The organism is Novosphingobium sp. NDB2Meth1, assembly GCF_900117425.1.
Lineage (GTDB): Bacteria > Pseudomonadota > Alphaproteobacteria > Sphingomonadales > Sphingomonadaceae > Novosphingobium.
In genome coordinates, this window is the sequence record NZ_FPEH01000019.1 from 132192 (window position 1) to 154378 (window position 22187).

17 protein-coding genes and 1 pseudogene are annotated in these 22187 nt (G+C 61.2%); 3 read left to right on the forward strand and 15 right to left on the reverse strand.

Annotated features, from left to right (window positions below; translation table 11 throughout):
* Nucleotides 1-319: 319 nt before the first annotated feature.
* The 12 genes and pseudogenes from NDB2M1_RS15320 to NDB2M1_RS15375 all read right to left on the reverse strand — a co-directional run.
* Nucleotides 320-880: a hypothetical protein gene (locus NDB2M1_RS15320; protein ID WP_072383683.1), complete on the reverse strand. Its 561-nt coding sequence runs from the start codon at nucleotides 878-880 to the stop codon at nucleotides 320-322.
* Nucleotides 881-935: 55 nt separating this feature from the next.
* Nucleotides 936-1811: a hypothetical protein gene (locus NDB2M1_RS15325; RefSeq protein ID WP_072383685.1), complete on the reverse strand. Its 876-nt coding sequence runs from the start codon at nucleotides 1809-1811 to the stop codon at nucleotides 936-938.
* Nucleotides 1808-3475, reverse strand: a complete 1668-nt coding sequence (locus NDB2M1_RS15330) for an AAA family ATPase (RefSeq protein ID WP_083554894.1) — start codon at nucleotides 3473-3475, stop codon at nucleotides 1808-1810. Before NDB2M1_RS15330 ends, NDB2M1_RS15325 begins: the two co-directional genes overlap by 4 nt.
* Nucleotides 3476-4263: 788 nt before the next feature.
* Nucleotides 4264-5631: a ubiquitin-activating E1 family protein gene (locus tag NDB2M1_RS15335; RefSeq protein ID WP_072383689.1), complete on the reverse strand. Its 1368-nt coding sequence runs from the start codon at nucleotides 5629-5631 to the stop codon at nucleotides 4264-4266.
* Nucleotides 5628-6062 (reverse strand): MPN domain-containing protein, encoded by a 435-nt coding sequence (locus NDB2M1_RS15340; protein ID WP_072383691.1) that lies wholly within the window; start codon nucleotides 6060-6062, stop codon nucleotides 5628-5630. The genes NDB2M1_RS15335 and NDB2M1_RS15340 overlap by 4 nt, the downstream gene beginning before the upstream one ends.
* A 37-nt stretch (nucleotides 6063-6099) precedes the next feature.
* Nucleotides 6100-6588: a DUF7665 family protein gene (locus NDB2M1_RS15345; protein WP_072383693.1), complete on the reverse strand. Its 489-nt coding sequence runs from the start codon at nucleotides 6586-6588 to the stop codon at nucleotides 6100-6102.
* 1 nt (nucleotide 6589) lies between these two features.
* Nucleotides 6590-7078: a hypothetical protein gene (locus NDB2M1_RS15350; RefSeq protein WP_072383695.1), complete on the reverse strand. Its 489-nt coding sequence runs from the start codon at nucleotides 7076-7078 to the stop codon at nucleotides 6590-6592.
* 95 nt (nucleotides 7079-7173) lie between these two features.
* Nucleotides 7174-10521 (reverse strand): ATP-dependent helicase, encoded by a 3348-nt coding sequence (locus NDB2M1_RS15355; RefSeq protein ID WP_072383697.1) that lies wholly within the window; start codon nucleotides 10519-10521, stop codon nucleotides 7174-7176.
* Nucleotides 10518-11189: a hypothetical protein gene (locus NDB2M1_RS15360; RefSeq protein WP_072383699.1), complete on the reverse strand. Its 672-nt coding sequence runs from the start codon at nucleotides 11187-11189 to the stop codon at nucleotides 10518-10520. Before NDB2M1_RS15360 ends, NDB2M1_RS15355 begins: the two co-directional genes overlap by 4 nt.
* Nucleotides 11186-11983: a hypothetical protein gene (locus NDB2M1_RS15365; RefSeq protein ID WP_072383708.1), complete on the reverse strand. Its 798-nt coding sequence runs from the start codon at nucleotides 11981-11983 to the stop codon at nucleotides 11186-11188. Before NDB2M1_RS15365 ends, NDB2M1_RS15360 begins: the two co-directional genes overlap by 4 nt.
* A 248-nt stretch (nucleotides 11984-12231) precedes the next feature.
* Entirely contained in the window at nucleotides 12232-12939 is a 708-nt protein-coding gene (locus NDB2M1_RS15370) for a GIY-YIG nuclease family protein (protein WP_072383710.1), read from the reverse strand.
* A gap of 248 nt (nucleotides 12940-13187) precedes the next feature.
* Nucleotides 13188-13559: pseudogene (locus NDB2M1_RS15375) on the reverse strand (integrase core domain-containing protein); the annotation flags it as partial.
* A 230-nt stretch (nucleotides 13560-13789) separates the two neighbouring features.
* Here NDB2M1_RS15375 and NDB2M1_RS15380 point away from each other — a divergent pair.
* The 3 genes from NDB2M1_RS15380 (at nucleotide 13790) to NDB2M1_RS15390 (ending at nucleotide 16107) form a co-directional block, all read left to right on the forward strand.
* Nucleotides 13790-14275, forward strand: coding sequence for a DUF488 domain-containing protein (locus tag NDB2M1_RS15380; RefSeq protein WP_072383712.1), 486 nt, complete (start codon nucleotides 13790-13792; stop codon nucleotides 14273-14275).
* A gap of 155 nt (nucleotides 14276-14430) precedes the next feature.
* Nucleotides 14431-15171 carry a hypothetical protein gene (locus tag NDB2M1_RS15385; protein ID WP_253185906.1) on the forward strand — a complete coding sequence of 247 codons (741 nt, stop codon included), beginning with the start codon at nucleotides 14431-14433 and terminating at the stop codon, nucleotides 15169-15171.
* Between the two features lie 294 nt (nucleotides 15172-15465).
* The gene (locus NDB2M1_RS15390) at nucleotides 15466-16107 is read left to right on the forward strand and encodes a S24 family peptidase (protein ID WP_072383715.1); all 642 of its coding nucleotides are present in this window, start codon (nucleotides 15466-15468) and stop codon (nucleotides 16105-16107) included.
* A 10-nt stretch (nucleotides 16108-16117) separates the two neighbouring features.
* On the opposite strand, the gene mobF is transcribed toward NDB2M1_RS15390, so the two are convergent.
* The 3 genes from mobF to NDB2M1_RS15405 are packed head-to-tail and all read right to left on the reverse strand — an operon-like array spanning nucleotide 16118 to nucleotide 21788.
* On the reverse strand, nucleotides 16118-19063 hold the full coding sequence (mobF, locus tag NDB2M1_RS15395; protein ID WP_072383717.1) for a MobF family relaxase: 2946 nt from the start codon (nucleotides 19061-19063) through the stop codon (nucleotides 16118-16120).
* A gap of 33 nt (nucleotides 19064-19096) precedes the next feature.
* Nucleotides 19097-21466 carry a type IV secretion system DNA-binding domain-containing protein gene (locus NDB2M1_RS15400; RefSeq protein WP_072383720.1) on the reverse strand — a complete coding sequence of 790 codons (2370 nt, stop codon included), beginning with the start codon at nucleotides 21464-21466 and terminating at the stop codon, nucleotides 19097-19099.
* On the reverse strand, nucleotides 21456-21788 hold the full coding sequence (locus NDB2M1_RS15405; protein WP_072383722.1) for a hypothetical protein: 333 nt from the start codon (nucleotides 21786-21788) through the stop codon (nucleotides 21456-21458). The genes NDB2M1_RS15400 and NDB2M1_RS15405 overlap by 11 nt, the downstream gene beginning before the upstream one ends.
* Nucleotides 21789-22187 lie beyond the last annotated feature (399 nt).

The following is a 22187-nucleotide window of genomic DNA, read 5'->3' on the forward strand; positions in this document are numbered from 1 at the left end:
ATCGCCCAGCTCACTTATGAGGATGTATTGGACTTTGCTGCCGTTCCAAAACGATAGGTCGAACGGCAACTCTTGTCAGGGACTGACGTTAAGTGGTTTGCCTGACCGTCATCGTAGAATGACGAAAAGTCGCCAGCTCCTGTTAGGCAGGTTTTAGAAAGCCGCTGCAGGATAGCTGCTCCCGACGGTTGATGCATTAGGTCGGTGCCGCCGGTAGAACTGAAGTTGGCTATTTGGAATCCGTGCGCTGACTTCTGTCCTACAGTTATAATTAGCCTGATGAGCACCAAAAAATCACCCAAGTATTGGCTTGGTTCATCTATTCGTCCTTCGGCATTAGATAATCCGGCGCGAGAAAGGTGCGCTGGCGGTTGCCGAACCAGACCGCGCGCGCCGGCAGGTCATAATCGGGAAAATCGATCAGGTCCGGCCAATCTGCATGCGGCCGCCGCCGGGGCGTTTCATAGTCGGTCGCGAACCATCGATTGAGGACGGTTACGCTGCGAGGCGGCAGCGCCTTGGTCTTCTTGTCGTTGAGGGGCAGGCGGAGAAAGCGCGCATGCAGCCATTCCGCGAAATCAAGCGTGTTGCGGGTGGCTTTGAGGCGTTTGCCCGATGGTTCGGCGGTGACTATCTCGCCCAGCCATAAGGTGCGTTCGCGAACGATAAGGCTGAGCTTGTGATGCTGGCTGGTCAGGCGCGTGTGAATCGAGTTGCCGATGCCGATATATTGAAGCGCGCGCCTGCGCTCATATTTGCACTTGCCGATCGCCAGATAGAGTCCGTGCACATAGTCATGCCGGGCGCGCTTGCGAGCCTCGTCGAGGTCGGGATAGGGCCCGTACCAGTTGATCGCGATCATCAAGTGCTTGGCGGTCATTCAATCCCCGATTCCGCCACCCGCGGGTTGCAGACCGGCAGGCGTGCTCCGTCGCTCATACCCCAACCAGTTCGGCATTGTCGGCGCGACCGGGCTGGGACAGCCTGAGGTGCAGCCAATCAGTCACGTCCGTATCGAGCAAGCCCGCCGCGAACATCGAATACCAGCTGTTCTTGCTCTCATAGGTCTCGTCCTGCGTCGCGAGCTCCTCTTCCAAAATTGCGACCAGTGCCTCGCGCGACGCCGGGTTCGTTCGGAGGTCCCGGATCATGAGCGATGGCTTGCGGACCAGCTTGATCCACTGGTCCCTGAGCCAAGCCCTAACATGGGTTCGAGCCACGACGTTCTCGACATGGAACTGGACACCAGGGAAGGCGGGGTGGGCAGGGTCGAGTAGCACGCGAATGGATACCCGCGGGACCGGTCCGAGATCATCGAAGCGCGCCGCGAGCAGGCGATCGGCAAGGATAGCATCGAAATAGGGATGGAGGATGCGCTGTCCGGCCCCAGGACCGGTGAGCGTAGTGCTGCGCAAGCCGTTGCATTTGCATGCGGGCACGAGGTTAAGCCCGAACACAGCGAAGGCCGCGAAGTCCGTCTTGGGAAGCACATGGTCGAGCGTGCCGCCCGACATGGACCCGCACATCGGGCAGGTCTTCACCTCGCCGTCAAGGCGGATCTTGTCGATATAGTCGATTGCCTTGGGCGGAGAGGCATAGTGGCCGCGCAGGAACGCTTTGACCGGCTCCGGCAGTGCTACCGGGATCACCGCCCTCGCGTCGCCGCCGACCGCGACATATTGCGCATAGGCGGCCTGGATCGCCTCGAGGTGCGTTAGCAGCGCGGGATAGCTCTTCAGCAGGTGATTGTTGGCCAGCGCTTGAATCGCTGCTTGATCGTTGAAGAAGGTCGGCAAGGTGAGCTTGTTCATGCACCGCTCGGCGTCGGGCCGCTCCCTTCGATGCGCTCGCGGATTTCGCCCAGGAGTTCGAGCGAGATATCGTCCTTGAACTGTTCGAAGACCTGCTCCCAGGAACCGGCATCCTCGACAATCCGCTCTTCGACTTGCTGCGCAAGCCGGGACGGCTCATCCTCGCCGAACACAAAATAGGAGATCGCGCCCACGTCCGCGCCGAAAGTCTTCAGGCGCGGGACGATGACCGAGATGCGCCGTTCTTCGTCCGAACGAAGAATTCTTACCTGGTCCTCAAAGGCCTCCCGAACGAAATAGACCGAGTGCGTCGACAGGATTGCGGCCGATCCGGTCTGCTTGAGGAGGCTGTCGAGCAGCATGACGAATCGGCTGATGAAATTGGGGTGAAGATGGGTTTCAGGCTCGTCAAACAGAAGGAGCGAGCTGTTCTCAATGTAGAGGCTGGTCAGTGCCGCAAAGCGCACGAAAGCGAGCTCGCCGCTGCTGAGCGGATAGCCCTTCTCGCCCGCTCTCCGGACTGGTTCCTTGCGAAGGTCGATGGTGGCGAAGCGTTCGAGCTGCGCCCCTTCGCCGCCGCTGGTCAGATCCTGCATCGAGATGAATCCGCCGATTTCGCGACGGCACTGAAGCGCCAATTCCTCATAGCCTTCGATCGCGTTCAGGGCGTCGAGAAAAATTCGCATTCGGCTGGAGCGCGCTATGTGCTCGGTTGAGCGTGCGACCTGCACGATAAGGTCGGAGGTGCTGTTTCGCCGGGCACCAGGGCCGGGATTACCGAGCGAGAAGCGGCGATACCAGACGCGGGCGTGACGGCGTCGCTCACTGGGAAAAACGCTGGCCGCGCTGGCGGTCGGATAAAAGGCCAGCAATCGTGCGAATGTCGGCCGCTGCCCGTCGCCGTCGGTCAATTCGGATGATCCGCTCAATGCGGCTTTGGCGATCCGGTTGAGCGCCTGGCTCTTGCCGACGCCGTTCTTGCCGATGACGACCGCGAAGCGCTTCGGCAGGACCGCTTCCTTGAGCGCGAACTGGAAATCGAGGTCATGGGGATTGGGCCGGCCCTGTAGCTGGAACGTGATTCGAAGCCGCTCCGAGAGGCGCCCGATTTCCTCGAATTCCTCGCCCATCAGCACGGGCGCGGCGTTTTTCCACGCGAAGAAGGCCTCAGAGAAGCGCAGGAAGCCGATCAGAAAGACCTTGTTCGTCTGTGCTTCCCGGAACCAGGACACGACACTTCCGCTATCCTCGGCCGCGACCATGTCGTGGACGGCAAGGAGGGCGACTCTGGTTTCCTGAGGCCCGAGCCGAGCGACCAGTTCGCGGTACGCCTGCATGGTGGGCAGCATCGTGAAGAAGGCGGGCAGCTTGTCCGGCGAGACCGAATCGCTTTGTTCCCGGTCCAGCACGGTCATGAGTTCGCGCGTGTCGCCCGGGCCGTCCGAGCCTTTCGCGAAGCCTAAATAAACTTCGGAGAAGGCTTCCATCTGCGGGGCGAATTCCGAACGGGGGTAGATGACCATGTTCGCGCGGATCTTGAACCCGAAGTCGTTCCATTCGGTGTTGTTGGGTGCGATACGGATCGTACCAGGCTCGCCGCGGTGGGCGCGATCCACATTGCGCGCGAAAATGATTTGATATGCGTCGGAAGTTTCATCGCCCACGCCAGTCTCCAAGAGTTTCACATCGGCGATCGGAAAGCGGCCAAGTGAACCTCAACTCAGGCTAGGCGCCCCAACGCGTCATCGACGCAGATTTACTGGTCTTGGTTTTCCGTACAAGCGGCGATCAATATCTAGCGTGCGGTGCAACTTCTGCGGTCAGCGGAACTCCCGTGCCCTGACCTTGAATCCCTCGGTCGGTTCGCCCGGAAGAATGCCCGATCCAAGTCTGTAAATCGAGATCAAACACTTCTTTCACTTTGTTAGGGCGCCTTCTCTCTGGGTCTCGTGGATCGGGCGGGACTGGGCTCTTGCCTACATCGGCGCGGCTGCTGCGGTAGATATCGGCAACGTTCGAGCGCGCGCCGACGCTGGCAAGCATCGATGACAAATCGTCGAGCCGTTGCGCGATGATGTGGATTACTTCGCCCTCGCGCTGGACCTGGGCCTGCGCGCCATCGACGAACTGCGGGACTAGTATGGCGAGCCTTTGGCCGGTTCAAACGGCAGCTTCCGTTGGGACCGGACGTTCAGCGCGGACTGAGTGAACGACTGGCATTGGTCGCCTTCTACCTGTAAGGAAAGGCCGCCTCGTCAGACATTCCTGCCGGTCACGGACACAAGTGGGAATGTCCGGCTACGCCGAAACCGGCCATTCATGGAGCACGGTTAGCCCCCGTTACGGTGTTTCAAGCCTTCGGACGTCATGGACTTTCCGGAATCAGGAATGAAATTGCTGTAAGCTGAAGTTGAACGTCAGATACTAATGAACAGCTTCTCACCTATTGAAGTCAGCGCAGGGTCGTGTAGCCGGGATTAAATCGCTTGAGTCTCTGGCCCGCAACGCCTTGCATGGCGCTGAGATCTCGAAGGGTCAGGTCAAGTATGCCCAGGCCGGGACCTTGATTTAAGCGGCGGACGATCTCCATCAGTGCAAGGGTCGCGGCGATCACCCCCACAAAGGGTACGCCAACGGTCCTTGATGCGATCTCCAGCAAACCGCAATCATCCAGGCCACGCGCCACTAGGTCCTGATAGGCACTCGCTTTCGCTACCGCCTTGGCGTCCGCAGTGCGTGTGCTGGAGGCCTCACCCCAACGCGCGCGCGCCGTGACCAAGCCGGGGAACGTATGAAGCCGCATGGCGAGGTACTCATGCGGACCCGCGCCAAGGCCTGCATCGACCACCAGATCGAAGCGGGGATCTTCCAGAGCCGCCCTTGCCTCGGCATTGTCGACGCCGCAGAAAAGGATGCGCGGGTCGTCCTCGGCCAAGGTGATATCGCCGCTAAAGCGTCGCTCGACGAGCCGTGTTCGAAATCCCCGCGCTTCTGCCCATGCCGCGACTTCGCGAGTCTTGAGGCGGCCGACCATGTCGACGCTAGTCAGCATGGATGTGCTGTCGTTCGCCAGTGCCAGGCGGTCGAAATCCTGAAGCGTGAGTTCGACGTCCGCCGGGCGCTCGAACGGGAGCAGGCCCAGCGTCCACAGGAAGGCCTGGCCCAAGTGGCCAAGCCCGAGAACCCAAAGCTTGGTCGGCGCCACCCATTCCATGGGGCCCGAGGCGGTGCGCCAGTATGCGCGCGGGTCCCATAGGGACAGACCCACATCTCGGTCTCCCGCCATCGGATTGCCCCGCAGGCGCTGGAATATTTCAGCGACAGCAATGGCGCCAGCCAAGACCGCTGCGGGAATGTCTTTCGCGCCTTCTTCGAGCCGATTGCCCTCACCGGCGACGAACACGCCTGCGCGCCAGTCGCCGAAGGTGACTTGCAGCGCGCCCGCTGGCGCCCCGTCGCCGAGCCAGGCGAGCGGAGTTTGCGGCGAGAGTTCGACTCGAGGCTTACCGCCGAGCTTCACAATTGCATCACCCAAGGTTTCGCCCAGCCCCGGTAGATCGACCAGCAAGGGGACGTTGAGATCGCCAAGCACTTCTACTCCGCCCAGCAAGGCTCGCCGCCCGCAGTTGACCATGGTCAGCAAAGCGGCCTGGACGGCGAGTGACTGGCCGCAAGCGGTGCCTAGGCCGATCGCCATGCGATAGCTCGCGAACAGGGCGTAGGCAGCTTCGATGCTGTCGGCCTCGCCGATGTCTAAGGCCATCTTGACACCCCTATGCAAGGCATCAGGGCTTATTTCGGTGATCGTCTGGGTCATCATGCAAATGTTCCTGTTTTGAGGATGCGGCGGCTGCGCCAGCCGCCCAAATTGATCCAGGCGTGTGCCCCCTCATATTGGTATAAGCCTATGCGGTGTCGCCACACCGGACTGCTTGCGAAGCGTTCGACGATGAGGGCCATGTGACCGGACCGCGCGATCATCGGATTGCATCGGTCGGCCTCGCTCTGGATTGCAGCGCCGCCATGGGTGTGGATGTCGGCGAGCACCTGAAGGCCCGTAGTCCGGCAGATTCCCCAAAGCCTCTCGAAGGCGTCGGCATAAAGAACACACACGCCGGTGCTGTAAGCATTCGCATCTAAGTCGTCGTAAAACACGCACAGCTCGAACAGGCGCCGATTGCCTTCGCGCTTGCCAAGTAGGAACGCACCGCTCTCGGTCCGCCCGCCGCCGCGGCGGCGCAGCTCGCCCATGAGAGCTAGCCATTGGGCACGCGGGATAACAAGTTTGTCAGCCACCGCGCACCCCCATGTAGTCAAGGCTGTTCAGCAGCTCATGCAGGAACTCGAGGTACTGCTGGATGCCCTTCTCGGGGCGCCAGATGTGCGCAGCGTGCTCCTGACGCCAGTTAGCATGACCGGCGATGCTCATCCGGTCGCATGGCGCGTACAGGCAGGTCCCGTTCTGCCAGTCCGGGCGGAACACCGCCGAGACCCGGCGAGCGCCGGCGGGCCACAAGGCAAAGGGCAAAGCCGTGCCGTTGGCAGGGAGCCAAGGCTGCGCGGTCGGGGGTTCTTGCGGATAGCCTGTGCAGTCGAACCGAAAGCCGTAGGCACTTGGAGCACCCGATCGGGGCGCCGCAGTGACCTCGATTTCAACAATTGGCCAGGCGATGCGGACAATGCTCCACCGGCCGAGGTAGACGGCGAGCTCGAAGGCACCCTCCGCTACCTCGTCCAGGAATGCTTGCGCGTCCGGGCAGGCGAGCACCGTTGTCATGTTAGCCCTCGACCCGCTTGATGGGCACCAGGCTGAACGAAAGCTCACAGCAGCCAGTCAGCAGGGCACCGATCTGAACGTCAGGGTCCGGCCGGTCGTTGGTTCCGGTGATCTGCAGGACGTGCTCGCTGGCATCGATCGGTGCCATCTTGAGCTCGTGCACATACCAGCGCTTCACGTGGGTTACCGTCGCCGTGGGGGCGAACGTATGGTGTGCTTCGGGCGTGTCTGCATAATGCAGCGTGACGCCGATCTTCTTGCAGCGGTGCACATGGACGCGGTGCTTGTCCTTGACGCCCTGATGGTGGAGCGGCTTGCCCATACGCAGCGGCTGCTCGTCTTCGCCGGCGAAGACCATGGCCGCTTCGATTGCGAGGCCAAGGGCCGCCGCAGCCGCGAGGACTGCTTCAGGCCCTGCTTCCTCGGCAACCTCGATCAGTTCGATGGACCGGCGGCCCTCAATCTGCATGAACAGTTTAAGCTTGGTCATTTGAGTACCTCTTGGTTGGCGGGGCAGTTTTTACCGCCGCAAGAGGTTCAAGAAGGCTCGACGCGAAATCGGAAATCGGTCAGCCGGATTTCCTACTAGGGGCGCAGGCCGTCCGCAGGACAGATGAAGAAGAAGGGACAAGTCGGGCAGTTACGGCTGCTACGCTTGGGATCAAACAGACCTGCCGCAATCGCGTTCAACGCCTCCGCTGCCCCGTCGAGCGCCTCGGTCAGCTTGCCGGCGGCGGCAGTGGCGTCCTTCTGCATTCCGTCGAGGAGCGAGATATGCAAGAAGCTGGCTGCAACCCCTTCGTCTTGCTTCACCATGGCCTGCAGGAGCGCATAGCGGGCCTTGGGCGTTTCTCCGGTCTTAGCAAGCCGTCCGGCCTTCATCCGCTGGATGACGATTCCGCCTCCGGCCTTCTGTATGTGATCGGCCCGGGCGATGATGGTAACCCCCTCGATTGTCAGACGCCGCTCGGTCTTTAAGGCATGACCGCTCATGGCTGCGCCGGCATTGACGAGCATCCGCTGCGCGGTGTCCTTATAATGCATCGCCGCGGGGTGGTCGACGGGGCCGCGCTCCGACCAAGTGGTGTCTAGGTGGACCGCGACGTCGGCGGCCGACCGGGCCGGTTGTTCGCGCAACCAATCCAGCCCCCCGCGGATGACACCATGAAATCGCAGGTATGGTGTGTCCGCGAGCCGGCGCGAAAGTCCCAAAGCCTCACCGTAATAATAGCGTCTAGGACAGGCGAGATAATCTTCGAGGGCGGTAACAGCGAGCTCCGGTGACATGCCGCTAGCAGCCCTTTGCGGCACAGGGCTCGGACCTGTCGGCCCGACAGCTGTCCACTGCGGCGCAGGCTCGCCTCCGGGCGCCAGAACAGAAGAAAGCGGCTTTAGCAACTTCGACGGGTTGGGTCTCGACGATCCGCCATAGCGGTTGGCTCGGGACACGGTCAGGCGATCCTTTGCGCGTGAGAGGGCCACAAACATCAGGCTTTCTTCTTCTGCTTCGCTTGTCATAAGCGCGTCCTCCTCCGCGATGCCTGGCGGCAACGGGCAGAGATTAGGCCGGGCGTTCGGCGGGAAATATGATGGGCTGGCCGATGGGATGTAGACGTGCTGGAACTCCAACCCTTTGGCGGCATGCACCGTCATCAGCTGGACCGCATCGATGCCTGACGCTGCGGCCGGAAGACGGCGGAGTTCCTTCTCTTCGTCGAGAACCTCAAGGCGGCGGATGTGCTCGAGGAAGTCGCGATTGTGGCTGCGATTCCCCGTTGGCCGGTGGCCGAACGCCAGGGTGAGAAGCTGATAGACAGCAAGCTGGCGCTGCTGCGCTGCCACGTCTGCCCCGGCAAGGGGTGCGCTGTAGATCGCGGCCGCCTTGCCAAACAGGAAGGCGGATATGAGGGCGTGCGGCGAGGTCTTGAAGTCGGCGCTGCCAAGGTCATCCGCCAACCGCAAAAACCCGGCTCGGCCTTCCGGCGACAAGGTGACCTCGTTTGCGCGTCTCAGCGCGGTCAGCATGGCGATGTCCGCGTCCTTCCTGAAGCGAAACATCTCCAAGATGTCTGGCACAGGCACTGCGTAGCGCGAAAACTGGGCAACACGGAGCAGGCCAACACCGTCGCGCTCTCCGACAAGGGAGATCAAAGACAAGAGGTCGCGCACTTCTGGCCGTTCAAAGAAGTCGCCGAAATACAGCGCCGGCACGCCCGCGCGCTGGAAATGCGCTGCCAGGGTGCTGAGTACGCCGTGGGTCCGCGCCAGGACGGCGTGCTGGCTGAACCCGTCTTGCTCGGTACGGCGCGTCAAGATTTCCTGGGCCAGCCCTTCGGCTTCGGTTTCGCGTTCGGTGGCAACGCGGTACGCGATTTCGCCGCTATCTTTGCCGCGGTTCGGCGTCAGCTCGCTCTTGGAAGCAAAGGCGGCGGCCGTCATCGTTCGCCCATAGCGTTCAAACAGGCCGACAATTCGCCCACCAGAGCGGTAATTTACCTCCAGATCCTTGAAGTCAGCACCAGGGAAAGCGTCGGCGAAGCGGCTCATATTGAGCGGCGAGGCGCCGCGGAACCGATAGATCGATTGCCGGACATCGCCGACGACCCAAGGACCGACAGCAGGATCGGCAAGTTGCTTGAGCAAGGCAGCACTCGCCTTGTTCATGTCCTGATATTCGTCGACCAGAATGTGCCGGTAGGTCTGGCGGATGTCGGCAGCGACGTCGGCGTGGGTCTTCAGCAGTTCCACGCTCCGGGCGATAAGATCGCCGAAGTCTACCCACCCCCGGGTTTCAAGCGCCTTCTGGTAGACTGCATAAATATGGGCCGCTTCAAGGGCCTTGTCCCTAGCTTCGCCCTCCGGCATGGCCTGCGCCCGCGCATGGTAGGTCTGAGGGTCGCACAGCTCATCCTTGGCGCGCGATATGGCGTTCAGAACCGACTTCAGCCCGCGTAACGGTTCCTGCAGATCAAAATAATAGTCGAGCTTGAGGTGCTCGAGTTCGGACTCCAGGAGGAACAGCGAGTCCGCCCGGTCTAGGAGTTTCGGTGAACCGGGCAGGCCGAGCCGATCTCCATAGAGGCGCAGCAGCTCCTGCCCAAAGGCGTGAAACGTGCTGCACCAGACCGCGGTCGAAACGCCTCCAAGCTCGAGACGTAGCCGGCGTGAAAGATCATCGGCCGAAGCATTGGAATAGGTGAGCGCAAGAATGGACGCCGGATCGGCCTCCTTCCGGGATATGAGCCATGCTGCCCGGGCCACCAGAGTGCGCGTTTTGCCGGTGCCAGGTCCGGCTCGCACCTGCACGGGCCCCGGATCCGCCTCTGCCGCAAGTCGCTGACTGGCATCCAGCGACGGACGCGCACCATCAGGATCTGGCGGCCGATCTTCGGGTAGCAAGAGTGCATCGGCCATCTGTTGCTGGACCAGATTGAGGGGAAGGCCCAGATCGCCGGCGATAGCGTCCGCCGTAAGCTTGTGCGCGATGCACTCGGTCCTGAGGCGCCGACGTGGCAGCAGAAGTTCGCGGGCATAGACATTTGCCTGCGCTTCGCGGCGCTGCTTCGGGCTATAGGCGTCGCTCTCCCCTACCGCCGAGCTTTCGGGCTCGGCGATAGCATAGGGATCGACATCATCATCGTGGCAACCGCCTTTGGGATGGTGCAGTCTGTGATGCCCGAATTCGTGAGCGACGTGAAAGGCGCGGTCCTCGTCGCTAAGCGCGGCCGAGACCAGAATTCTCGGACCGTCTGGATCATAGGACGCCTCGGTGTTGTCCAGCAGCGCATCGTCCTTGGGCAGCACTAAGATCTTGACGCCGCTGGCCAGTGTGGCCGCGGCGAGGAGTTCGTCGGCCCGAAGCAGGCCAGCCTGAGGGTTCAGCTCGTCATGCCAAGCTGCAGCCTGACTGCGCAGTTCGGACCAGACGCTCATACCGCCGGTTCATCCGAGTCCGCGAGTTGCCGCAACCAGAAGGCCTTGAGATCAGCCGATAGCGTCGAGGCATTGATGGCCACTTCGAACGTCTCGGTTTCGATCTTAATTGGCCCTTTGGCCTTGCGCAGATTGCCCCTGGAGGACGGGATTGGCGCGCCGGTGGCCGAGGCAATCACATGCGCTGGCGGCAAGCGAATTTCCCCGGCGATCCGACGGAACATTTCCAAAGGACGCCGCCCGACGATGCGGCGTCGGTCCAGCTTCATCATCAATCCCGCATCGAGACCGACACGGACGGCGACCTCGTCTTCCGTAAGGCCGCGCGCACGGATCAGCTGCGAGAGGCGCGGAGGCATTGATTTGATTTCAATCTCTCCGCTTGTGTCGTCGATATCCGTTGAGGTTTGTCCCGGTTCCTCGTGACGGCGGACCAGAACTCGGCTCACGCCAATATTCGCAAATTGCTCAACACTGCAGTCAGAGGGTGCCGGCTCGTCCTTCAAAGCCGTTTGCACGGCAAGATTGGCGAAAAACGCCACCAGCGCATCGCGATGCTGGGGATAGGCGGCGATCGCCACCACGAGATTCTCATGCGTCGGCTCGACGCCGTCGATGAGGAGGTCAAGGATGACGTCATCCGCCGTAGGCTGATCCACACGGTTCATGACTCTTCTCCATGCGCTTCGCGCATTTGCTCAATTGCAGTGTTTATCCAGTTTCGAATTTGGCGTTCGCTCACCGGTTTGAACTTCTCGCAGAGGGTAGGTACGCCATCCGGGCCATCTTTGAGCGGCCAGTTGTAAATGTGCCGTAGGATAAAGGCTTCCCGGTGCCGCGGATCTGTCACCGCGTTGAGATACCTGAGAGCGCCGCCAGCTTCGTCCTCTTCCTCCGCGAGCAAATGCTCTTCTGCGTTAAGTTCCTCTGACGCAAGACGTTCGACTATCGGCGTGTACTGCCCATCTTCATCTCGATCTGCGGACTGAAATGCCTGCGCCTTCGGACGGCCTGGCCCGATTGCACGGAGCGTCGCCTGCTTGACGACGGTTGCTGCGTCGACTTCAAGATATTCGGCCGTCCGTGACGGAGGCGCTTCATTGAGCAGATCGCCGAGTTCATTCGCAACCGAAATCTGTATTTCTTCGCTATCGGCTGGGCCGTAGCCCCGTGACCAGCGGTTGACGATCGGCTTCACCCGTTCAAAAAATTGATATGTAAGTATGCCCAGAACATGCGGATCGTTGTCGCGTCGCCGAAGCCGGATGAGATGAACTAGGGTCTCGATCCGCCAAGATTGGTCACACCAGACGGTATGAGGCATGTCGAGAGCGAGCGCGATCTCATTTTCCACTGCCTGGTGGCGGGTATAGCGTTCACCGCTTTTCCGGAAGCACATCAGTGGTGCCGCTCGCATTTGGGTGGTCTCCTGCGGCTCCTGATCGTGAAATGACGGGTCCATGTCAGGCTCAAGAAGAGGTCAAGCTCAATCGGAAATCCGGTCGCAAAATTTTTTGCCCCGATGTTTCTTCGCGCACGCAACCGTCTTACTGGCCACGAAAGATTTCAAGATATAACCAGTCGAACGAACAGGTTCTAGTCGATCGCTGAATGGAGGGCCACTTTCAGCTAAGCAGTTCGCGGGTCTGAACGACAACAATCTTGGCGGCGTCAACCGCGGACCGGCTGAGCAATTAATTCATTAGGAAATTAGCGGGCTACTCCTGCCATGCGCGGCACCTTTGGAAGCGCCTTGCGGAGTGCGATGAGGGCTTCAATACAGCAATCGATTACGGTTCCTTCCCATGAAGTTGGCCGACAATCATCAGGCCAAGCAAGCAACGCTAGGTCGATGCTCGATGTGTAAGCTGGAACCTCCCCGGCATCTTCGGTTTCCGGGTCGCGCCATAGGGTAAGACTTCTGCCGTTCTTCTCCGCCCCTATGAGTGCCGGACGACGCCCGTGTTCAGCCACAAAGCGGCAGAAAAAGATGTAGCTGTCGAAGATGTAGCTTCCTTCCTTCGCTCGACGCAGCATCTCTAGAACGCGAGCAATCACGCTCCGTATGGCTGATGCCTCGCGCGATACTCGAAGATGCGTCAGCCAGCGCTCTCTGCCCACGGGATCGTGCTCGAACTTCCACTCCAGATGCTCGGAACCGAAAATCTCGGAGACGGCTTTGCGAGCTTCATCACATCCATCGAACCACTCACCTTCCAGCCGGTGTGCGTCCAACTCAATATGCATTGCTTCCTCGTCCTCGCCCCCGCCCTCGAATGCCGCGATCAACTCAACTCGGCAGTGCTCGGATTGGCGAAGCGCGTGAACGCGCCGCCACGGATCGATGCTACGTCCAATTTTGATGCAGCCAAACTCGTTCTGCATTACGTAGAGGTCTTGGACCATCGGATCAGTCATAGTCGCATGCCCCGTCCAATGCTCAGCGGTCAGAGAACATCACGTCAAGTTCGTACCTTCGGCGGGAGAAATCAATCAGTGACGGAAGAGATAAACGAACGGCTGATTTTGACGGTGAAGCAATACCTTGCGAATGTTTGCTATGTTGGCGGTATGCGTCGTGCTCCGGACGCTTACTAGCGGTCTTTTTGGTAGATCCTGATAGCATCAGTGTAATCGCAGTGACGTGCTCCCCTGATTGTTACCAGTCAGAGGTAGAGTCCGCCTCCTACATGATGGTCGGTTGAGGTGATGGCAACCTGTCTGGGGGCATGCCCCCTGACAGGTTTGCCAGCTTTCTCGGCGGGGGTTCTCCCGCCCAATTTCGAGTGCGGCCTGACGTGGTTGTAGTCGTACCGCCAGACATCAAGCACGAACCGGGCATGCGGCGGCGACGTGAACAGCGTCTCGTTGAGGCATTCGTCCCTGAGCCGCCCGTTGAAGCTCTCGACGAAGCCGCTCTGCATTGGCTTGCCCGGGGCGATGTAAGGCCACTCGACCCGTCGCTCCTGCGACCAGCGCAGGATGGGCGACGAGGTCAGCTCGGTGCCGTTGTCGCTGACAACTGTATGCGGCTTCCCGAACTATAAGGACGCACCACTCAAACAGCGTTACCCCGCCAACCAGGAGCTCCTTATCGAGATCGACGAGAAGCTGGTATTGCTCATGCTGATCCATCGAGAACCCATCCACTGTTCGGCAAATTCCTGCCGCCCCTTGATTGACCCGAGTCAGCTTTGCAGCTCTCTACCGAAACTGCCTCACTATCGACTCGATTTTCGGCTATGGGCCCGCGAACGAAGGAGCCAAGATGCGCCGCATTGTATATACCATCGGCTATGAAGGGGCAGAGATCGCGCCATTTTTGAAGACTCTGCAGGCTTGCGGCATCCAACGCGTGATCGACATCCGCGATGTTCCAGTCTCCCGAAAGCCTGGCTTCTCGAAGGGATCTCTCGGCACCGCTCTTACAGGGCAAGGTATCAGCTATTCGCACTTTAAACCGCTGGGCGACCCTAAAGCTGGGCGCGATGCTATGCGGCGGGGCGACTATCCGGCATTTGTCGAAATCTACCATGCTCACCTCGCCTTGGAAGCCGGTCAGCGCGCCCTGCAGGAAGCGATCGAACTAGCCCTTAGGGAAACCTCTGTGCTTCTTTGCTTCGAGCGCAAGCCGAAGGAATGCCATCGTACGATCGTCGCGAACGAAATGCGAAAGCTTGTAAACTTCGAAGTACGCAATCTGGGCGTGGACAAGAATTCTGCTGTGGGAAGCACAAGACCAACCACCGCGTGAACATAGCGCCTGCTTCCCTTCGATGCTAACTTCTCCACGGCTGCGGATCTGGGAGGTGATAAGTGGCGGGAGCACGGCGCGAACGCATATTGATACTATGCAAGACTTATCCGTCGCCCAGCGAGAAGCATGCCGAGACGTCCTGCGTTGCTGGAATGACTGCGGATGGTAAACTAATCAGGTTGTTCCCTGTCCCCTTTCGACTCATCCGCGACGACCAGCAGTTCAAGAAATGGCAGTGGATCTCGGCGCAGATCTACAAGGCGAACGACGATAGGCGGCCCGAGAGTCACAAGATCTATGTCGACACCATCGCTCTTGATGGCGCGCCGCTGTCAACCGCGCGCGACTGGGAAGTGCGCCGGCGTGAGATCAGCAAGCTCCCGCTGTTCACCGATTTTGCCGAACTCGATCGCCAACGCGAGGCCGACGGCATCACGCTAGGGCTGGTGCGGCCAAGCAAAGTGCTCGGCCTAGACATTACTGCTGTAGACCAGGCGGAGTGGACTGACGAGGAACTTAGGAAACTTGTTCAACATCAGCAGCAAGCCGGCTTGTTCGACGACGACGACGCGCGCGCTTTCCAGACGCTGCGCAAGCTCCCTTTTGCCTTCCACTACCGCTATGAATGTGAAGTGGGTGGCGAGACACGAAGTTATCGTCACAAGATCGCCGACTGGGAGATCGGAGCGCTCTATTGGAACTGCCGCAATCGTCACAAAGCCAATTGGGAACGCCCTTTGCGCGAAAAAATCGAGCAGAAATTGCCCAGTGCGGATCTAATGTTCCTGATGGGCACCATCCATCGATTTCCCGACCAGTGGCTGATCGTCAGCCTGATCTATCCTCCGCGGAGTCGCACAGACCCGCCCTTCCAAGGGGAGTTTGTACTCTAGCAATGCGGCATCTGAAATCATGGGCAAATGCGCTTGCGGCTCTGCGTCCGCTCAAACCGGACCCAACAGCGGGTTTCGGGACTAGCTGACCTTCATGATGGCGCGCTTGATGGGTGTAAGTTGGTCGCCTACGGCCTGCTTTTTCCCGGCAGCCGCACCCCGATCCCTTCTGCCCGGAACCTTACAACCCAAATCGCTTTAGATGCATCTGCGCAGATAAAGTTCACTTTTTGTTCTTGTTAAGGATGTTTCCTAGCGCTAGGATCATTTCTTAGAATCGCAGGAACAGAGACCATGGAAGATCCCCGCACGACGCTTGACGAGCTGATCCGCCAGCGCGGCGTCAACTACTCGGCTGTCTCCCGCCTGTTGGGTCGCAACGTGTCCTACATCCAGCAGTATCTGCGCAAGGGCAGCCCCCGCCATCTGGACGAGCAGGACCGCCAGATCCTGGCGCAGTTTTTCGGCGTGGACGAGGCGCTCTTGGGCGGCCCGGTTGCGCGGCATACTCCGGTCATCCAGCTCGTCCAGATCCCAGTTCTCGATGTCGAGGCATCTGCGGGCCACGGCGCCTTGGCCGGCGCAGAAAGCCAGGCGGGCCAGTTCGGGTTTGACGAGAAGTGGCTGCGCAAGCTCACGCAGGCGAAGCCCGCCAGCCTCTCGATCATCAAGGTGGTCGGAGATTCGATGGAACCGACGCTGCACGATGGTGACGAGGTCCTTGTCGACGTTGCGGACGATCAGTCCAAGCTGCGCGACGGGATCTATGTCCTGCGGATGGACGGTGCTCTTAACGTCAAACGGGTGGCCATCGAGCCGCAGGGCCGCAAGATTTCCGTGGTCAGCGACAATTCCGCATACCCCAGCTGGCAGGGCCTCGACCGGCGCTCGGTGAACATCGTCGGCCGCGTGCTCTGGTTCGGCCGCAAAGTCTGATCCCACCCGTTCAGATCCCCATCTCGAACGGCTTGACCATCGCTTTCTCGCGCTCAGGCGGTTCCTTGAGCACGGGAGGCTCGCTCTGCAGCGCTGCCTCGGACTTCCCTCTCGCAAGACCGGAAGCGGCTGCCTCGCGCAGCAGGCCCACGGTTTCGAGGGCAGAACGCTTCATGCCCGTGTTGCGAGCGATGGCCACACCGAGCCGGGAGGCATCGTTGACGAAGAGGGTTAGCCCATCGCGCAGGCGGGTGACGGTCACGAGGAAAGTTTGCTGGTTCGAGAGATTGCGTTCGCGGCTGTCCATCACCGCGATGCCGCGGTCTGACGTGAGCCCCTGCGCCATATGGGCATTGAGCGCATAAGCCAGATCAAGCCGCTTCAGCATCGGATCGCTGGCCGGCAGATCATGCGCAATGCCCGTCGAGGTCACCAGCGATACTGTATCCCGGCCTATCGCGGTGATACGCGCCTGGTCGGCATTGATGAGCCCCCGTCTGTGGTCGGTCTCAGTCCAGCGAATGCGGTCTCCTGCATGTAGGTCCAGGCGCTTGACTTCGAACAGCCGTAGCGGATCGTAGTCACCATTGGGACGAAGGCGATCGACCTTCAGCACTGTGTGCTTCCCGCCTTCACCCTCCAAGGTTACCGACCCCCGCTGCCGGTCACTCTCGATGACCGTGTATGTCCCCTTCCCTAGCTTTTGCGCCCGATTGTCGCGGTCGAATACGGCGACCATCCCCGGGCGATAGCTGGATGCATAGCGCAGCTCCTCGCGCGTCTTGTTGACGCGTGAGAGCACGTCCAGCCTCAGTGCCGTCTGACCCAGTTCGCCATTGACCTTTAGCCCGCTCTGAACAGCGGCATTGACCTCGCTGCGCATAGCACGGCCAGAGGCATAGATCGCAGTTCGCTCGCGCTCGACAGGCGCAAGCGAGAGCCACGCCGCCGCCGCTTCGATCGCTGCCCCTTCACCGACCTCGACGACATTCTTGCCGAGGTGCCGTAGCGCGTCATCGATCCGCCCGCCCTGAGCTGCCTGCTGCGCAGCACGCAAGGCCTTGCTGCGGGCGCGGATGTTGGCATCCATCGTCGCTGTTTCGATGCCGGAGCGCTGCATGACATCGAAGGGCTTGCCCGCATCGACTGCACCCAGTTGCTTGCGGTCACCGATGCTGGCGAAGCGGTCGACACCGAGAAGATTGGCGAGAAGGACCAGTTTTTCCTTGTCGGCATTGCCGACCATGGAAGCCTCGTCGAGCAGGATCACCGCGCCCTTCATCTCCGCGCGCGCCTCGGCAAGCCTGGCCGGATTGCTGCCCTCGAGCAGATCCTGATGGCGGCGCAGAAAGCGCGCGACGGTCATCGACGGGATGCCGGTGTCGCGCTCAAGCATCTGCACCAGAGTGTTCTGTACGGCGAGGCCCAGCACCACCCTGCCCTCCTCCCGCAGGATATCGGCCACGGGTTTGAGCACCGTACTCTTGCCGGAACCGGCCACGCCCTGGATCGCCACAATCCGGTTGGTGGAACCCAGCAGCAAACGACCGGCGGCCTCCTGCCCAGCATTGAGCGTGATGCCATACCTCAGCTGCGAGAGGCTCTGCAGCCGCGCACCGGCCGCATCGGCGGTGATGATCGGCGATGCCTTCCCCCTGCCCTCATCCACGGCGGCCACGATGCGCTGCTCGGATGCGACCGCGTCTTTCGTGGTCAGCATGCCCTGGCTGACCCCGGCACCCCGCTGCAGCGCACCCTGCCGGACCAGCTGCTGCACCCGCTGCTCGATCGCCGGCAAGGCTGCGGGAAGGCCAAAACCCAGCGCTGCGCGGTAGAGATCGACTTTCGAGAACGCCGCTTCGCGCTCGGCGAGATGCCGCAGCGCGGACGCCACAGCGTGGGCTGCCGCGACCTGTTCGGGCGACCGCTTGGCGAGATCCCGAGGCATCAACGGATCGCCTTCCCTGAGCCCAAAGCGCTCGGCGAGCGCGGCCGCAAGGTCCTGCGCCCTGGTAACGGTCCCGCGCATGACCGAGGACAGTCTGCCGACCTCGCCGAGGCCCTGCGCCGCGCGCGCGTTGGCCCTCGCCATGACGACGGAGGGATCAAAGCCGATAGATCTGGCCTTCTCTTTCCACGCGCTGACCAGCGCTGACCGGTCCTCGACCGCCGATTTCTCGGCACGCGTCATGAGCGTTGCGGCGTCGGTCGCGCGAGGCCCTTTATGCTCCATCCGGGAGACAGCTTCGAGAACCTCCGCCCGCCGCGAGCTGAAGACCTCGCGCACGGATTTCGGGACACCGACCGCTTCGAAGTTGCCGTGCTTGCCGACCTCACCAACCTCATAGCCAAGGCGCTCGACCGAGATCCGGAAGCGGGCCATCGCCATCGCGTTGAGCAGGGTGTTGTGCTCCCACAGCTTGTCATTGCGCAGGGCGCGCCACTTGCCGTCGGGGCCCTGCGTCGCATTGGCGACCACCGCGTGGATGTGCGCGTTGGGCTCCTTATTGCGGTTCGTATCGTGCATGAAGAGCGCGACGGTCAGGTTGCCGGTCGCGACGGCCTTGTCCTTGCCGCGCACCTCGATGCGGGTCTCGGCGAGATTGCGTTCGGCCCATGTGAGTGTCTCCTTGACCGCTTCGGTGTAGGCTTCAAGGATGCGCCGGTCGCCGCCCACGAGGGCGAGCAGCGACCAGCTCTTGGGCATCGAGAACGTAAGGTCGGTTCCTGCCCGGTGTTCGCGCTTGTCGGTGCCAAGGCGGGTCCCATTGGGCAGAAACCCCTTGAGGATTTCCTCGAAGGTCTTGGCATCGACTTCGCCGGAAAGCCCCAGCTTGTCCGCGCCTTTGCCCAACCATTCACCCGAACGATCGGCATCAGCGCGGGTGTAGTAGTTGTCGGCGGCAAAATAGCGGGCAGCTCCACCGGCAGTTCGGACATTGGCAACGGACAGCATGGGCAGTGACCTCGATCAGAGGAAGCTGACGCTTCAGATCTCGATGTCGAACTCTCCGACATCGCGAGCCTCGCGAGGTGTATGACGCTCCTCAGATGCGTCCCCTTCGAGTGCCATCCGGCGGGGGTCGGTCAGCGCCAGGGGTGCTTCTGAAAGGGGCTGATCTGATTGCGCCGGACTGGTGTCAGTTGCCGACGACCTGCCATAGATTGGCGCCGACTTGTCCGGCACTTCACTGTTGCCACTGGCCTTCGCAGCTTCCGGGCTGGTACCGCGGGTCGGCACAGACCCTGCACCTTGAACGCCCGCCATCTCGTCTGCCGATTGACCCTCGCGCGGCACAGCTGGGCGAGTAGCATCCCCCTTCGCCAGACCGATAGCAGCGGCCTGATCCGTCAGACTGCCGCGATGCTGGACGCGCTCGTCACCCTCACCGTTCTCCGGCTCGCGGGGAACAAGCGGCAGCAGACCCTGGCGCGGATCGAGCCTTCTGCCCGCACCATCATCATTGGATGACGTGTGCTCCTGAGCCGAGGATCCCGTCCAGTCCTCGCCGGTGCTTCCATTCGCCAATTCTCGCGCAATCAGCCGATTCGGGAAGGGATCAGCTGCCCTGCGAATGAACGCTTTCGAACGCATCGGACGGTCGACCGGCGTGAGTTTGACCTCCGCTGCGGGAAAGCCATCGGGAAACTTGAGGTACCCGACAAGGCGAGGCAGGTCCTTGATGTCGTCGGGAAGGAGCAGCCGCTGGATATGCCGCCGCGTGGTCAGGCTGACGGCATCACGGGCGTTGTTGAAACCGTAGGTGTAGCCCTCGTCCATGTCCCGCACCTCTCTCTGGCCGATGAAGTCGGAGCACCATGTGGCGGTGTCGGCATCGCCGGTCCCGAGAACGAGTTTGGTTCGGGCAAGCGAGGACAAGGTCATGGCCATGTTGTCGCCGTAGACCTCCTTGAGCTTCGCATAGGCGTGGATGCCGGTGACGATCGCGCCGCCGAAGTTGCGCGCGGTCTGCAGGCCCTTCTCAAGCGCAGGGAGGCGGTGGAGCGCCCCCAGTTCGTCGATGAAGAACCAGATGCGCAGGTCACGGGTGCGATCGAGGGTCATCAGCGTGTTCATCGCCAGATCAAGCCAGACGGTGAGGAGCTGGGAGCAAACGCTGAGATCGACGTAGCGGGCCGAGATGAAGACGAACCCACCACCGTCATCGGTGCTCTCGATCCATTTGCGCATCGAGAAAGGCTTTCCCTTTCGGGGGAGCATCTTGAGAGCCTTGGCATTCGCATTGAACACCGCGCGGATGGATTCAGCCATTCGCGCGGCCTCGGGTGCGGTCAGCGGATCGGCGATTGTGCCGCGCATGAGCTTGTGCACTTGGGCGAGGTCTGCCGTCATCAGCTCCCTCGCCAGAGCGTCGTTGCTGTCGGCGCCGCGGGTGCGGAGCTTGAGGCACATCTCGACGAACAGCAGGCGCGCGGCGAGCACCCAGAACTGTTCCGAGCCGCCCCCATCGTGGGGCACCAGCGCCTCGGCAGCGGCCGTGAACTCGGCCTCGTCGCGGCACTCGTCGAACACACTCCAGCGCGGGCAGCGCGCATCGAGCGGATTGAGGATTACGTCGCGCGAGGCATCGTAGAAGTGCTCAATGAAGTGTCCGGTGAGGTCAAAGATCACCGCGCGGTGTCCGCGCTCCCGGGCCTCCTCGATCATGTCCGAGAGCGCAACGGTCTTGCCCATGCCGGTGGTGCCGATGAGCATGGCGTGGCTCTGTTCCAGCCGCCAGGGATAGGTCACCCCGGCAATGCTCGAAGGCCGATAGGGAAACGCGCGTGCGAGTTGTGCAGCACTGCAAAAGCGCCACTCGTTGCCGAGCTTCGCGCTCCACTCCTTGCGCTGCTCCGCCTTGTTATGCCTCCGGATCCGGGTTTCGAGATCGCGGAGACTCGTCAGCTTGGCGCCGCGCTCATGCCGGCGTTCCTTGGCCTTGCCGCCAAACCGCGACGCGAACCAGACCCACGCCACAAACACCGGCACTAGGATCACGGTCGACCAGGCCAGAGCCATGCCGACCAGCTTTAGCAAATGATGCCAGGCGCGCACCACCGGCGGGTAGATATCGAGCAGCGAAATGGGAAAGGTCACGGCCCTTCCCCACGCTGTCCGGACCGTCACATCGTGCGCCGGATCGAACTCCATGAAGCGGTAGCCGACGCCGTAGACATGCATCCACGCGAGGTAGACTTCGTGGTCGGACATGCCTTCCGAGACGGTCCACCAGGTCATCCAGCACATAACGATGAGGGAAATGATCAGCGGGCCTTTCAGACCCGCTGCGAACATGAAGCCAAAGTGCTCGATGAGCTGGCTACCGCGAGTGAAATTGCCGAGGTCACGCTTCATGGCTGCCTCCCTCGTCGGTGGTTTCAGCGACGCCGGCGGCGCGGCAGCGGGCAGCGAAAGCGGTATGCACCCGCTCGCGCAAAGCATGATCGCTATGGCCCGCGAGGAGGGCATCAACCCCAACCATGGCGAAGAGCGACTGGCGGTAGAGCCGGAGCATGACGTTGCGATCACTGGCGACCGAGAGGTCGTTATCGCAGGCGCGAACGATGACTGTGCGCAGCCATTCGCTGAGCGCGAGCCCGTTGGCAGAAGCTGCTGCGCGGGCACGGGTAGCAAGCTCGTCAGAGACGTAGGCTTGGAGACATTTGGGACGTGACATTCGACAGATTCCTTCAAGTGAAGGAGCCTGGTCACTCTGCGAAAGTGATGGGCAGATTACGTCGACATTTGGAACATGTCAAGAACATTAGAGGCAAGGAACCGCGCCGTCTTCGCCTCCCTGTACGGTAGATTGACGTGCAAAAGCGCCTTGCAGGTCAATGTGACGGAAACGCGCCAAAGGGATCGAAATCACAAATTTTGGCATCTATTTCTGATACTTCCCACCTACGACAAGTCGCGTAGGGTGTGCCCACCTCCCTTCCTTTGCAGGGTCGTGTCCCACGGGGTGGTGTAGGAACCGTCGATCCGCAGTAGGATCAGGTTCGGGTCAGGCAGCCAGAGCTGGCAGGCTGACAATGGGGTTATGGCTCACCGAGCCGAGGGTTTCCAGCGTCAT

Excerpts from the sequence above, each read along its gene's own strand:
- NDB2M1_RS15320 (WP_072383683.1), bottom strand. The coding sequence starts at position 880 with ATGACCGCCAAGCACTTGATGATCGCGATCAACTGGTACGGGCCCTAT.
- NDB2M1_RS15325 (WP_072383685.1), bottom strand. The coding sequence starts at position 1,811 with ATGAACAAGCTCACCTTGCCGACCTTCTTCAACGATCAAGCAGCGATT.
- NDB2M1_RS15335 (WP_072383689.1), bottom strand. The coding sequence starts at position 5,631 with ATGATGACCCAGACGATCACCGAAATAAGCCCTGATGCCTTGCATAGG.
- NDB2M1_RS15340 (WP_072383691.1), bottom strand. The coding sequence starts at position 6,062 with ATGGGCGAGCTGCGCCGCCGCGGCGGCGGGCGGACCGAGAGCGGTGCG.
- NDB2M1_RS15345 (WP_072383693.1), bottom strand. The coding sequence starts at position 6,588 with ATGACAACGGTGCTCGCCTGCCCGGACGCGCAAGCATTCCTGGACGAG.
- NDB2M1_RS15350 (WP_072383695.1), bottom strand. The coding sequence starts at position 7,078 with ATGACCAAGCTTAAACTGTTCATGCAGATTGAGGGCCGCCGGTCCATC.
- NDB2M1_RS15355 (WP_072383697.1), bottom strand. The coding sequence starts at position 10,521 with ATGAGCGTCTGGTCCGAACTGCGCAGTCAGGCTGCAGCTTGGCATGAC.
- NDB2M1_RS15360 (WP_072383699.1), bottom strand. The coding sequence starts at position 11,189 with ATGAACCGTGTGGATCAGCCTACGGCGGATGACGTCATCCTTGACCTC.
- NDB2M1_RS15365 (WP_072383708.1), bottom strand. The coding sequence starts at position 11,983 with ATGGACCCGTCATTTCACGATCAGGAGCCGCAGGAGACCACCCAAATG.
- NDB2M1_RS15370 (WP_072383710.1), bottom strand. The coding sequence starts at position 12,939 with ATGACTGATCCGATGGTCCAAGACCTCTACGTAATGCAGAACGAGTTT.
- NDB2M1_RS15380 (WP_072383712.1), top strand. The coding sequence starts at position 13,790 with ATGCGCCGCATTGTATATACCATCGGCTATGAAGGGGCAGAGATCGCG.
- NDB2M1_RS15385 (WP_253185906.1), top strand. The coding sequence starts at position 14,431 with ATGACTGCGGATGGTAAACTAATCAGGTTGTTCCCTGTCCCCTTTCGA.
- NDB2M1_RS15390 (WP_072383715.1), top strand. The coding sequence starts at position 15,466 with ATGGAAGATCCCCGCACGACGCTTGACGAGCTGATCCGCCAGCGCGGC.
- mobF (WP_072383717.1), bottom strand. The coding sequence starts at position 19,063 with ATGCTGTCCGTTGCCAATGTCCGAACTGCCGGTGGAGCTGCCCGCTAT.
- NDB2M1_RS15400 (WP_072383720.1), bottom strand. The coding sequence starts at position 21,466 with ATGAAGCGTGACCTCGGCAATTTCACTCGCGGTAGCCAGCTCATCGAG.
- NDB2M1_RS15405 (WP_072383722.1), bottom strand. The coding sequence starts at position 21,788 with ATGTCACGTCCCAAATGTCTCCAAGCCTACGTCTCTGACGAGCTTGCT.